We start from the raw sequence: 12,811 nt of genomic DNA on the forward strand, positions 1-12,811 counted from the left end.
GCAATCGTATGTTGAGCGCGTCGTGCCGCCGCGTCGGGGCTTGAAAGCCCCGCCTACGATCCTGCAGTCGCTGCGCGACGCTCCAGTCGCACCAGTGCCGGCCGTTCCCGACGGCCGTCGCGCAGCGACTGCATGCGTGTAGGCGGGGACTTCAGTCCCCGACCACCCGTTCCATGATGCTTCGCGTACACCAATGAACATGCCATCGCCCTGAGCGCCCTGCCGAATGACGAGAACCAGCCAGCCGCCCGCCGCTATACTCTGGCACCGTTCTCCGGGTAGCACCGGTCAGGCATCCTGACCGGCGGGAGGTGGTGCATGGCCCAGCACGTTCGGGCAAGCGAAGAGATGCGCCAGGGCTTCGGCATCTCCACGATGGAGTCGCCAGACACCGCCCGTGCGTGGTTCGAAGCCCTGTTCCGGCGCTACGACTTCACGTACCAGGCCATCAGCTACTTTCGGACGCTGCGCCTGGAGGCCGGTGACCTCTCAGCCGAGTGGGGCGGCGGCTTCTGGTGGGGGGATCGGGGCCTCGTGCAGGTGCGTGGTGCACAGGACGAGGCCGCCATCCACGAGCTGGCTCACGCCTTCTGGCACGACGCCCGTGAGATCAACGACAACGCGCGGGCGATCATGAACGCTGTCGTGCGGCTCTCCTCGGAGACCGACAAACGGTACGAGCGGGCCCAGACGCTGGCGCATCACTACGTCCACGGCATCCCGACCCAGCCCGACGCGAGCAGCCCGACCGGCTTCTGGCGCGGCATGCTGGTCGAAGAGAACGACACCGAGATGTTCGCCGGGTTGGCCAGCGGCGTCATGGGCGACATGACTATGCTCCCGCCGTACGTGCGCCGGTTCTACGCGGGCCTCTTTGTCGGGGCCTCGCCGGACGACGTGATCGAGGTATGAGCGTCCCCGAGCCGGTCAAGATCCAGCTGGGGGCGCGCCGCGAGCGCATCGCCGTGGCCCTCGGCGCGCTGCTGGTGCTCGTCGCCAGCGTGACCCTCTTCGCCACGCTGCGCCAGAACGGTGCGGCGGCGGTGCGGGTGCAGGTGCTGGCCCACCGGGGTGCATCTGCCTACGCCCCTGAGAACACGATGTCCGCCTTCAAACTGGCCATCGAGCAGGGCGCCGACTGGCTGGAGATGGACGTCCAGCAGACCAAGGACGGCCAGCTTGTGGTCTTCCACGATCTGCGCGTGGAGCGCACGACCAACGGGCGCGGCGCACTGCGCGATCTGACCCTGGCGGAGGTCCGGCAGCTGGACGCCGGCGCCTGGTTCGGGGCGCAGTTCGCCGGCGAGCGCGTGCCGACCTTCGAGGAGGTCCTGGCGCTTGCCAGCCAGCACAACGTGCGCATCTTCCCCGAGATGAAGGACCCGCGCCTCTCGCCGGGGATCGAGGAGCGGGTCGCCGCGGTCATCAGCGCGGCCGGCTACGAGGACCGGACCATCGTCCAGTCGTTCGACATGGCCTCGCTGGAACGGCTCCGACGCATCAACCCCGACATCAAGCTGGCGGCGCTCTACACGGCAACGAGCCCCCTGCGGGGCGAGCCACCGGCCGGCGTGACGGTGATCGGGCCGCCCTGGGAGGTTGTCGGTATGGACGCATCCCTCGTCCGCGACATCCACGCCAGCGGCCGGCAGGTGGTGGTCTGGTCGGTTGACAACGTGGCCAGCGTGCGCACGCTGGCGAACGCCCGTGTGGACGGCATCATCACCGGCCGGCCGGACGCGGTCCGCGCGGCGCTCGAAGCCCAGCGATGACCGGAGCAGCAGCCAGTGACGACGAAAGCCGCAGGCGGCGGATTGACACGCCTGCTAGACTATGGCGCACCGGACGGCTGCCCGTTCTTGCGGTTTCGGGCATACTGCGCTGGTGACTGAGCGAAACTTGACGCGAGGCCGCACCATCGTGCTTCCCGTTTCTCGAGGGCTGGGGCTGTTCGTTCTTCGTCTGATGCTTGCCGCCATCGCCATCGGCGCGGTCGCCGGACCGTTCCAGGTCGCCTTTGGCCAGGACGCCGACCCCGACCAGCCGATCTCCTACGCCGACTGGCCGGACCATGACTGGCGCTCGCCCGGGTTCGTCGGCGTCATCGACGGCGTCATGTATGACCCGGACTGCTGGCCGCTCCAGGCGGTCGGCGCGAACGTCCCCAACCTGATCTACCGCGAGTCCATCGTCCAGAACCTGGAGTGGATGCGGCGGAACAAGGTTCGCTGGATTCGGGTGTTCGCCACCGGCCACCGGGAAGCGCCCGACCTGGACGCCGACGCCCACGCGCGGATGGTCCGCGAGCTGACCAGTCTGGTCGAGGCGTACAACAAGTCCGTCGGGCGCTCGGAATCGATCTACCTGCTGATCGTCCTGACCGACTACTACGGCCACGGCATCCCCGGCGACAAGTACCTCCGCGACAACCCGGCCGGCTGCGACTTCTACGTGCTGCCGGCGCCGTGGTTCCGGCGTGGCTACCAGCGCTTCAACTTCAACCCGGAGTGCGGCGACGCCCCGGTCTCGGACGTGCCGAACTACGAGGTGAACTACAAGCCGTGGGTGCGGCAACTCGTCAGCGACCTTGCCGAGAGTCCGGCCATCATGGGCTGGCAGCTTGGCAACGAGCTGAAGGCCCGAAACAACGTCCGCAACGGCGTCGAAACTGGCTACGACTGGTACCTGGACTTCGTCAAAGACATGACGGACACCATCCGTTCTGTCGATAAGAACCATCTCGTCTTTGTCGGCGCGCAGTACTTCGCGGAGTTGACCGACATCCCGTATCGACCAGGCACGGGTGGTATCGACAGCTACCTGCGTCAGAAGTACCTGAAGGCCGCCGATCAGATGGCGCGAGCCTGCGGCGCCTACTGCTGGAACGTCTGGCCGCTGACGTTCTACGACTTCAACGCCTACCCTGCCGACGATGCGATGGTGCTGCACCGGGGTGGCGTCGCCACGCTGGCCACGGAGTACGGGTTCACCCTGGGCACGCCGTCTGAGGATCAGGCCCGCTTCGGTGGGAGCCGCGTGGCCGCGCTGCGGGCCGGTATCAAGCGCCCCTGGCAGGACATCAACGGCGAATGGCACGACGCCCAGTGGGGGCTGGCCGAGGCGATCCGCGAGCTGGAGATGAACGGCGCCGCGCCGTGGGGCTCGCCCTATCCGAACCCGGACACCGATCTGGGCAGCGATCTGGACCGGCGGCGCGGCATCAGCCTCGCCCCTGAGGGCATGGAGCTGTGGCAGGTCTGGACCGGCGTGGCGGCCGACCTTGAGTATCAGAACGCCCGCACCGGACTGACCAATGCCTGCACGAGCGTGAGCAGTTCCGGACGCCAGAGCGGCGGTGCGCCGGCCACCCGGCCGACGCCCGTACCGCCGCTGATGGCGCGTCCGTCAGCCTCCCCGACCGCCCCGCTCGACATCACCGGCGTGGTCACCGGCATCAGCACCAGCGTGGACGACCCGACACTCATCATCACCACCACGAAGAAGGCGACCTACCGCCTGCGGATGCCACGGAACCAGTCCGTCAAGACCTTCAACGTTGGCGACAACGTCCGCGCGCGCGGCTGGCCGATGGGCGACGGGGTGATGCTCGCGACGGGCGTCGAGGTCGTCTACAACAAGCGGTAGCGTGCCGTCAGGGGCAGTGCTGCACCCGCAACAGCCCCCGACTCGTGTCTTGGGTGAGGCACAGAACGCCCGTTTTGCACGAGTTTGGACCTTCTGCGCGGCCGGATACGCCCCTATAATCCCGCGCCTTGCCTGCCGGGCAGCGGAGAGTGGATCGCGCTGCCGCACGCGAATGCGCCGAGATAGAGACGCAACAGACCTGACAACGATGTCAGAGGGGATGCGCCGGGCGTTGGCCGTCAGAACCGGCGGGCATGCTGTGCGTTTTATGTCGCATGTTCCGATCCACGTGTCAGGAGGTTCGTAGCTTGAAGAGGCTCTTTTCCCTGGTAGCGCTCGCCGCGCTGCTCATGACGGCGATTCCGTCGAGCAGCACAGCCCAGGCCCAGACCAGTGGCAGCCCGGACTACGGTGCGAGTGTCTTCCTTCTCGGTAATCCCAGCACCACCGCGCGCGACATCGCGCTGGTGAAGAAGGCCGGCCTGAACTGGGTCAAGCTGGCGGTGCCGTGGCGGAGCATCGAGCCCAGCTGCAAGAACTGCATCGACTGGGACGACCTCGACCGCGTCGTGCTGGCGGCCTCGCAGGCGGGCCTGAAGATCCTGGCCCGCGTCGATCACCAGCCGGACTGGTCGCGGACGGTCAAGGCCGAGAACGGCCCGCCGGACGACATCTTTGACTACGCCGACTTCGTCTCGGTGATGGCCAAGCGGTACCGCCAGGGGTCGCCGAAGGGCGCCATCCACGCCATCGAGGTCTGGAACGAGCCGAACCTCTCGCGTGAATGGGGCGGCGCGCCGATCAACCGCGATCAGGCCGCGCAGTACATGTACATGCTCAAGCGGACCTACCAGGCCGTGAAGGCCGAGGATCCGTCCAAGCTGATCGTCAGCGCCGGCCTCTCGCCGACGGGCACGAACGACGGCACGGCGATGCCGGACGATGTCTACCTCGGCTGGCTGTACGAAGAGGGCCTCGCCCAGTTCTCGGACGCCGTCGGCGTGCATGGCGCTGGCTACGGCTCGGCCCCCGAGGTCGCCGTCAACTCGGACTCGCGGTTCCCGCACTCGTCGTTCTACTTCCGCCGGGTGGAAGAGCTGCGGAACATCATGGTGCTGAACGGCGACTCCGCCAAGCAGGTCTGGCTGCTGGAGTTCGGCTGGACGACCGACCAGGTCAACCCGCAGTACTCCTGGTACGCCGTGACCCCTGAGCAGCAGGCGGACTACATCGTCCGCGCCTACAAGTACGCCAAGAGCTCGTGGTCGCCGTGGATCGGCCCGATGTTCGTCTGGAACATCTCGGACCCGGCCTGGACGCCCGAGTTCGAGCAGTACTGGTGGAGCATCACCAACCCGGACGGCACCACCCGGCCGGCCTTCGACGCGCTGTCGGCGGCCCGCACGAGCGGCGCCCTCCCGTAACAGGCAGGTCGAGAGGCAGGTCGAGGATCGTAGATCGTGGGTCGTGGGGAGATCGGCTCGAACCACCCCCATGACCTACGACCCTCGACCCACACCCCTCGACCCACAACCCTCGACCCTCGACCCTCGACCCTCGACCCTCGATCCTCGACCCTCGACCCTCGACCTCAGCCGTATACTTCCAGCATGATCGAGCGTCATCGTTTTGGCCTCTCCACCTGCTGGAACGGCGGACGGCACAGTCGCCCGGCCGATCTCCTCGACGAGCACGAGCGGCTCGGCTTCCGTCGACTCGAAGCGTACTGCCTGCACACACCGGCCCAGCTTGCGGACCTCGGCGCCGAGGCCAGGGCGCGCGGCTTCGAGATCACCAGCCTCCACAGCCCCTGCCCCATCGCCGTCGACGAGCGCGGCATGCGCGCCCGCTGGGGAGACTGGCTCGCCTCCACCAACGCGACGGATCGCCAGTTCGCGGTGGACACGGTCAAGAAGACGATTGACGCCGCCGCCGAGCTTGGCGCGCGCGGAATCGTGATCCACCTGGGTTCGACATCCGTCTGGTCCCGCCAGCGGACCATCGTAGACACCATCGCTCGGGATGGCCGCGACAGCCCCGCTCATCGCCAACTGCTGGAGCAGGCCCAGCAGGACCGGGCAGCCAACGCGCCGCCCCACGTTGACGCCGCCGTCAAGAGCATTCTGGCGCTGGGCGAGCATGCCGTCGGGACCGGCGTCCGCCTCGGCGTCGAAGCGCGTGACGGCTACCAGGAGATCCCGAGCCTGGACGAGATGGCGACGGTCCTGGACGCCTGCACGGATCTCCCGGTCGGCTACTGGCACGACGCCGGCCACGGCGCGAAGCTCGAATACTGCGGCTTCGTGGAGCACGAAGAGTACCTGCGCCGGTACGCCGACCGCCTGGTCGGGATGCACGTCCACGACACCCAGGCCGCCCGCGATCACCGCGCGCCCGGACAGGGTGGGACGGACTTCGCGATGCTGGCAAAGTACGTCCGCCCGGACACGATCCTGACCCTGGAGCTGCACGCCGACGTGCTGGCCGAGCACATCGGACCGGGCGTCGAGATGCTGCTGGCGCTCGGGATGGGCACGCCCAACGAGACGACCGCGTCAGCCTGAGCGTCAGCCGGTCGTGTAGCCGCCGTCCACGATCAGCCCCGCGCCGGTCATGAACGTGGACGCGTCCGACACCATGAAGATGGCCGGGCCGACCATCTCCCACGGATCGGCAAAACGCCCCATCGGGGTGGCCTGCTCGCGGTCGCGGGCCGTGACCGGATCGGACATCCACGGCTCGGTGAGGGCCGAGCGCGTGTAGCCCGGCCCCAGCGAGTTGACGCGGACGCCGTGCTCGGCCCACTCCAGGGCCAGCACCCTGGTCAGCCCGACGACGGCGTGCTTCGAGGCGGTGTAGGCCGCCGACCGCCGCGACCCCGCATGCCCGAACATGCTGGCGATGTTGACCATCCGCCCGCCTCCCTGCCGCACCATCACCTCGCCCACGGCCCGGGCGCAGTGGAAGACGCCGGTCAGGTTCACGTCGATCACCGAGCGGAACTCCTCCGAGGTCATCTCCAACGCCGGCTTGCGAACGTTGATGCCCGGCACGTTGAAGCTGATGTCGATGCGGGCAAAGGCTGCAACCGTCTGCTCGACCATCGAGACGACCTGCTCCCAGCTCGTCACGTCCACGCCGATGGCCAGCGTCTTGCGACCAAGGCCAGCGATGACGCCAGCGGTCGCCTGCGCGCCGGCCAGGTTCAGATCGGCAACTACCACGTCTGCGCCGTGGACCGCCAGCCCGATGGCGATGGCTCGGCCCAGGCCGGACGCGGCCCCGGTCACCAGGGCGACCTTGCCGCTCAGGTCGAACAGCGCAGGAAGTCGGGCGAGATCGGCGGGAAGCAGGTGGACATCGTCGGCCATCAGCGCACACTCACAACAAGGGTCGGATGCCCGAGAGTGTAGCCGCGCCGGCAGGCGACCGGCGGCGAAAGCAGAAGGGCATGCGGGCGCGGGCGACACTGCCAGCCCGGCCCATGCACAGGCCATTCATTGACACATCATGAACAGGATATGTACACTCGAAAGGTGAAGCGGGGGCGCAGATGCTTGCACGCGCAGCACAGCCACGGAGCACCTCGATGTGCCGATCACTTCGCGCGCTCGCCGCTGGCGTAGCTGGCGCGCTGGCCTATCTCGCCGCGCAGGAGATCGACCGCCGGCTCGTCAACCGCGGGACGAACGATCTCCTGCTGTTGGGCGGCCTCGTGACCGGCAACGAGGCCGCCTGGCCGCCGCTCGGACTCCTGATGCACCTGTCGGCCGGCGCGACGTTTGGCCTGCTGTTCGACCGGGTCGCCGCGCCGCGCCTGCGGGGGCCGATGTGGCTGCGCGGCGTCCTGCTGGCCCAGATCGAGAACACGACCCTCTGGCCGGTGGTGCTGCTCCTGGATCGGTCCCACGTCGCCGTCAAGCGCGGCCACCTCGCCCCGATGAGCACGCCGACGTACTTCCTCCAGGCCGTCTGGCGACACGCGGCGCTTGGCGCGGTCATCGGGCTGCTGCTGCCGCCCCCTGGGACCGCCGGCCAGCAGCAGGCCGGAACGGCAGGCTGACGGTCGTGGCCGAGCGCGTCTACGACGTCCTGGTCATTGGCGCGGGCATCGGCGGGCTCACCGCCGCCGCCCTCTGCGCTGATACCGGCCTGGATGTCGCCGTCCTCGAAGGTCACACCCGGCCGGGCGGCTGCGCTGGCGACTTTCTCCGGCGGGGCATCCTCTTCCCGGCCGGCGCGACGGTCGTGTTGGGCTTCGAGCCGGGCGGCCTGCACCGCTGGGTCTACGAGCGGCTGGACATCCCGATCTCGGCGCTGCCCCTCGACACCGCGATGACCGTCCACCTCCCGGACCGGCAGGTCACCATCTCCACGGATCGACGCCACTGGGAACACGAGCGGCAGCGGGCCTTCCCGAGCATCGGGCCGGGCGGCGACCGCTTCTGGGCCGATGTCAGGCGGCTTGCGGACACGGCGCACGATCTGGCGGCGGCACGCCCGAGCCTGCCGCTCCAGAGCGTCCGCGACCTCTGGAACGCCGCCCGCCTCGCCCGCCCGAGCCTGCTGGCCGCCGCGCCGACACTCTGGCAGAGCGTGGCGGACCTGCTCGCCTCGGCCGGCATCGCCGGGGACGTGCCGCACCGACGTTTTGTCGACAACCAGTTGCTGATCTCGATGCAGTGCCTGGCCGACGAGGCCGTCGCCATGAACGGCGCGCTGGCACTCGACGTGTACCGGCGGGGCGTCTTCCACCTGCCGCACGGCACGGCGACCATCGCGCAGGATCTGGTGCGAGCGCTCGAAGCGCGGGGCGCCGCTTGCCACTTCCGCACCTGGGTGCGCCGCGTGCAACGGACCCTCGGCCTGTGGGCCGTGACGACGGCCGACGACGATCGCCTGCTGGCCAGAACGGTGATCGCCAACATTCCGACGCCCGATCTTGCGCTGATGGTCGACGAGCCGCCGCCTCAGCTTGTCCGTGCTCCCCACGAGCGCGTGCAGCCGTGGGGGGCCGTGGTTTGCTACGCCGCGCTCGACGCGACGGACCTCCCGGGACCGTTTCCCCAGTACCACCAGATCGTCGAGACGTACTCGGACGAGCTTGAGGACGGCGCAAGCAGCTTCCTGTCCATCTTCGGGCCGCAGCCGCCGCGTCACCCGTCCATCGCCACGCTGTCCATCTCGACCCATACCCGGGTCGATCCGTGGTGGCGGCTGGCCAGCCGGCCGGCCTACCTGGAGCGGAAAGCCAGGATCGGGGAACGCCTGCTGGCTGCCGCCGAGCGGGTCGTGCCCGGTCTCCGCGGCAAGATCATCTTCTCGGAGGTGGCGACACCCCGCGGCTACTGGCGCTGGACCGGCCGCCACGAGGGACGAGTCGGCGGCGTGCCACAGTCGCTGCGCCACGCCAACCTGCGGGCCCAGTCCCACCGGACCGGACTGCCGGGCCTGTTCCAGTGCGGCGACTCCGTCTTCCCCGGACAGGGCACCATCGGCGTCACGCTCAGCGGGTTGAACGCATCCCGCGACGCACTGCGGCATCTCGACGAGCACCGACGTCGCACGCGCGCCGGGCGGGGCCGTCCCGGTGGGAGAGCGGCCACAGCCGTCGAGGTCCGCCCGTGAGCGTGCGGGCGTGGCGACGTTCCGCCCGCTACGGCGCGCCGTTCGGTCAGATCATGCGGCAGCATGCGCGAACCTTCTCGCTGGCAGCCCGCTTTCTGGACCCGAACCGACGCGCGGCCACCGAGGTGCTCTACGCCTTCTTTCGGACGGTCGACGACCTGGTGGACGAGCGCCCGGCAGACGCCGACCTCCGCGAGATCCACGTTGAGCTGGAACGCTGGCACAGGCTCGTATCCGATCCGGAGGCGGCCCAGGTATCATGCTCACCACTGGCGCGCGCACTCGGGCGGGTGATGACCGAGCACGCCATCCCGCCCGCCTACCTGCATGCTCTGCTGGATGGGCTGACCGACGACCTGGACAACCGCCCGATCCTGACGTTCCCCGATCTCGAACGGTACGCCTTTCGCGTGGCCGGGACGGTCGGGCTGGCCATGTGCCACGTCCTCGGCGCGACGACCCCGAGCGCGCTGACCGCCGCCTCCGCTGTCGGCATCGGCATGCAGCTCACCAACATCGTTCGCGACGTGGACGCCGACCTGCGCCAGGGCCGAATCTACCTGCCGGCCGAGGAGATCGCGCGGTTCGGCGGGGCCGAGGAGGCGTTGCAGCGTCGGCGGATGTCGCCGGCCCTGGGCGACCTGCTTCAGCTGCACGTCGAGCGCGCCGACCGCTACTACCTGGCAGGCTCGGCTGGTGTGCCGGAGCTGCCCGCGCGCGTCCGCTACCCGATCCTGGTCGCCATCGATCTCTACCGCGAGATCCTGCGGGCGGTCGAGCGCCGGGCGCTGAACGTCTTTGACGGCCGGGTCGTCGTGGGCCGGCCGCGAAAGGCGCTGCTGGCCGGGCGGGTGGCGCTGCGACAGTTGACCGGCTACGCGCAGCCGACCCGTACGCCCCTGGACGTGCTGGGGCCGGCCGCGCTCTCCGAGCTTCAGCGGGTGGGGGTCCAGCCCGGCGCACGCCGCGCCACCCCTGACAATCAGCCAGCGCTGGCCAGCGCATGAGGACGATGCGGTTGCGTTTGTCCACGTCTGTCGACTGGTGAGGCACCGATGACACGGATCGTCGTGATTGGCAGCGGCTTCGGCGGGCTGGCCTCGGCGTTGCGCTTGCAGGCACGCGGCTACGAGGTCACGCTGCTGGAGAAGCGGTCCCGGCCGGGCGGCAGAGCGTATCAGCTCAAGGATGGCGGCTACACCTTCGACATGGGGCCGAGCATCATCACGGCCCCGGACCTGCTCGACGACCTGTTCTCGTCGGCGGGCGTCCGCCTGGACCAGTACCTGACGCTGAAACCGCTGGAGCCGTACTACCGCATCTACTTTGGCGACGGCCGCCACTTCGACTACGGCGGCGATCAGGAGCGGCTGACAGACGAGCTTCGGAAGTTCGATCCGGACGCGCCGGCCCAGTACGCCCGCTTCATGGAGAAGACCGGCGACATCTACCGCCGCGCCTTCGCCGACCTCGCGCACCAGCCGTTCCTGTCGGTGGGCGACTTCCTGAAGGTCGTGCCGGAGCTGGCGATGCTCCGCGCAGACCGCTCCGTCTACAGCCTGGTGTCGGACTACTTCACGGATCCATCCTTGCGGATGGCGTACAGCTTCCACCCGCTGTTCATCGGCGGCAACCCGTTCCGCGCCTCGGCCATCTACAGCATCGTGCCGTTCCTGGAGCGCGGCGGCGGCGTCCACTTCGCGATGGGCGGCGCCTACGCGCTGATCGAGGCGCTGGTGCGGCGCTTCCGCGAGCTGGGCGGCCACCTGGAGTGCAGCGCCGAGGTCATCCAGATCGAGGTCGAGCGCGGGGCAGTGAGGGGCGTGGTCACGCAGGGCGGCCGGCGCTGGCCCGCCGCTGCGGTGGTGTCGAACGCCGACGTGGTCTGGACCTACGCGCGGCTGATCGACCGCACGCATCGCCGCCGCTGGACGGACCGCAGGATCACCCGCCTGAAGCAGTCGATGTCGTGCTTCCTGCTCTACCTGGGCCTGAACCGCCAGTACGACAGGCTGCTGCACCACACCATCATCATGTCGCCACGCTACCAGGGGTTGATCGGGGACATCTTCGACCGCAAGCTGCTGGCCGAGGACTTCTCCCTGTACGTCCACGCCCCGACCCGCACCGATCCGAGCATGGCGCCGCCCGGCCACGAGAGCGTCTACCTGCTGGCGCCGGTCCCCAACCTCACGGCCGAGACGGACTGGAAGTCGATGGCCCGGCCCTTCCGCGACCGGATCATCCGCTTCCTCGAGCGTGACTTTGGGCTGGACGGCCTGGAGGCCAGCATCGAGGTCGAGCACACGTTTACGCCGCTCGACTTTCGCCATCAGCTCAACGCCTTCCAGGGCAGCGCCTTCTCCATCGAGCCGGTCCTTCTCCAATCGGCCTACTTCCGCCCGCACAACCGCTCGGAGGACGTCGAGGGGCTGTACCTGGCGGGAGCTGGCACGCACCCCGGGGCCGGCCTGCCCGGAACGCTGCTCTCGGCGGAGATCGTGGATCGGCTCGTCGCGACCGACGTTCCCCTCGCATACGGCACGGCCACCCTGGCACACTGACAGACATGGGTCTCGGACGGTGGCGGCTGGCAAGCATCATTCTGGCTGGGCTGGGCGGCGGGGCGCTGGCCCTGCTGAACCGCCGGCTGCTGCTGGACGACCTCCCCCCGACGCTGCCGGGCGCGATGCACGACTGGGAGTGGCGCGGCTGGCGCACCCGCTACACGACACTCGGCAACGGGCCGCCCATCATCCTGCTGCACGGCATCCACGCTGCCGCCTCGTCGTTCGAGATGCGGCAGGTCTTCGAGCCGCTGAGCCACGACCGCACCGTCTACGCCCTGGACTGGCCGGGCTTCGGCAAGTCGGCGCGGCCGGCAGCGTCGTACACGGGCAGCCAGTACGCCGCGCTGCTGGCGGACTTCCTCCAGGAGGTGGTGCAGCGGCCGGGCATGGTCGTGGCGTCGTCGCTGAGCGCCGCTTACGCGGTGGCCGTCGCGCGGCAGTCCCCCGAGCTGCTCTCGGGGCTGGTGCTGCTCTCGCCGACATTTCAGACGGAGATCGGACCGGCCGGGCGCGCGGGCGGATGGCTGCTGCGGACACCGCTGCTCGGGACGGCGCTGTTCAACGGGCTGGTCTCCCGGGCCAGCATCCGCGGCTACATGCGGCGCGCGTACGCCGATCCGGCGCTGGCCGACGAGACGGTCATCGGGCAGCAGTGGGCGACGGCCCATCAGCCGAACGCCCGGCTGGCCCCGGCCGCGTTCGTCGCTGGCGCGCTCGACCTGCCGGCGGAGATCGGGCTGCCACAGATCAGCACGCCGATCCTGGTCATTCGAGGAGAGGTGCCGGGCATCGGCCGGCAGGCCTCCGACCTGGAGCTGCGGCGGCTGGGGCCGCGCGTCCACGTCGAGACGCTGCCGAACGTCGGGCAGCTGCCGCACGACGAGGCCGCCGACGCGGTGCTCGGGCTGATCCGCGAGAGTACGGCCCTCGCCATGTCCGAGCTATGAGCTAGACTCTCCGCTGATGCA

The 12,811-nt window shown here is 69.3% G+C and carries 11 protein-coding genes; 10 read left to right on the forward strand and 1 reads right to left on the reverse strand.

Going from position 1 to position 12,811, the window contains the following annotated elements; translation table 11 throughout:
* Positions 1–318 precede the first annotated feature (318 nt).
* The 5 genes from IT306_07685 (at position 319) to IT306_07705 (ending at position 6,209) form a co-directional block, all read left to right on the forward strand.
* Positions 319–912, forward strand: a complete 594-nt coding sequence (locus IT306_07685) for a hypothetical protein (protein MCC7368286.1) — start codon at positions 319–321, stop codon at positions 910–912.
* Positions 909–1,772 (forward strand): glycerophosphodiester phosphodiesterase, encoded by an 864-nt coding sequence (locus IT306_07690; protein ID MCC7368287.1) that lies wholly within the window; start codon positions 909–911, stop codon positions 1,770–1,772. Before IT306_07685 ends, IT306_07690 begins: the two co-directional genes overlap by 4 nt.
* A gap of 148 nt (positions 1,773–1,920) precedes the next feature.
* Positions 1,921–3,645: a hypothetical protein gene (locus tag IT306_07695; protein ID MCC7368288.1), complete on the forward strand. Its 1,725-nt coding sequence runs from the start codon at positions 1,921–1,923 to the stop codon at positions 3,643–3,645.
* 308 nt (positions 3,646–3,953) lie between these two features.
* On the forward strand, positions 3,954–5,069 hold the full coding sequence (locus IT306_07700; GenBank protein ID MCC7368289.1) for a cellulase family glycosylhydrolase: 1,116 nt from the start codon (positions 3,954–3,956) through the stop codon (positions 5,067–5,069).
* Between the two features lie 186 nt (positions 5,070–5,255).
* The gene (locus IT306_07705; GenBank protein ID MCC7368290.1) at positions 5,256–6,209 is read left to right on the forward strand and encodes a sugar phosphate isomerase/epimerase; all 954 of its coding nucleotides are present in this window, start codon (positions 5,256–5,258) and stop codon (positions 6,207–6,209) included.
* 3 nt (positions 6,210–6,212) lie between these two features.
* Here the strand turns inward: IT306_07705 and IT306_07710 are convergent, their stop codons facing one another.
* Positions 6,213–7,016, reverse strand: coding sequence for an SDR family oxidoreductase (locus IT306_07710; protein ID MCC7368291.1), 804 nt, complete (start codon positions 7,014–7,016; stop codon positions 6,213–6,215).
* Positions 7,017–7,234: 218 nt separating this feature from the next.
* Here IT306_07710 and IT306_07715 point away from each other — a divergent pair, with 218 nt between their 5' ends.
* Genes IT306_07715 through IT306_07735 form a run of 5 tightly spaced genes read left to right on the forward strand, consistent with a single transcriptional unit; the run spans position 7,235 to position 12,790 of the window.
* Positions 7,235–7,708 (forward strand): hypothetical protein, encoded by a 474-nt coding sequence (locus IT306_07715; GenBank protein MCC7368292.1) that lies wholly within the window; start codon positions 7,235–7,237, stop codon positions 7,706–7,708.
* A 5-nt stretch (positions 7,709–7,713) separates the two neighbouring features.
* A complete protein-coding gene (locus tag IT306_07720; protein ID MCC7368293.1) occupies positions 7,714–9,273 on the forward strand; it encodes an FAD-dependent oxidoreductase in 1,560 nt (519 codons plus the stop codon).
* Complete coding sequence (locus IT306_07725) at positions 9,270–10,280, forward strand: phytoene/squalene synthase family protein (protein MCC7368294.1); 1,011 nt, start codon at positions 9,270–9,272, stop codon at positions 10,278–10,280. The genes IT306_07720 and IT306_07725 overlap by 4 nt, the downstream gene beginning before the upstream one ends.
* A 48-nt stretch (positions 10,281–10,328) precedes the next feature.
* On the forward strand, positions 10,329–11,837 hold the full coding sequence (gene crtI / locus IT306_07730; GenBank protein MCC7368295.1) for a phytoene desaturase: 1,509 nt from the start codon (positions 10,329–10,331) through the stop codon (positions 11,835–11,837).
* Between the two features lie 5 nt (positions 11,838–11,842).
* A complete protein-coding gene (locus IT306_07735; protein ID MCC7368296.1) occupies positions 11,843–12,790 on the forward strand; it encodes an alpha/beta fold hydrolase in 948 nt (315 codons plus the stop codon).
* Positions 12,791–12,811 lie beyond the last annotated feature (21 nt).

It is taken from the genome of Chloroflexota bacterium (assembly GCA_020850535.1).
Lineage (GTDB): Bacteria > Chloroflexota > UBA6077 > UBA6077 > JACCZL01 > JADZEM01.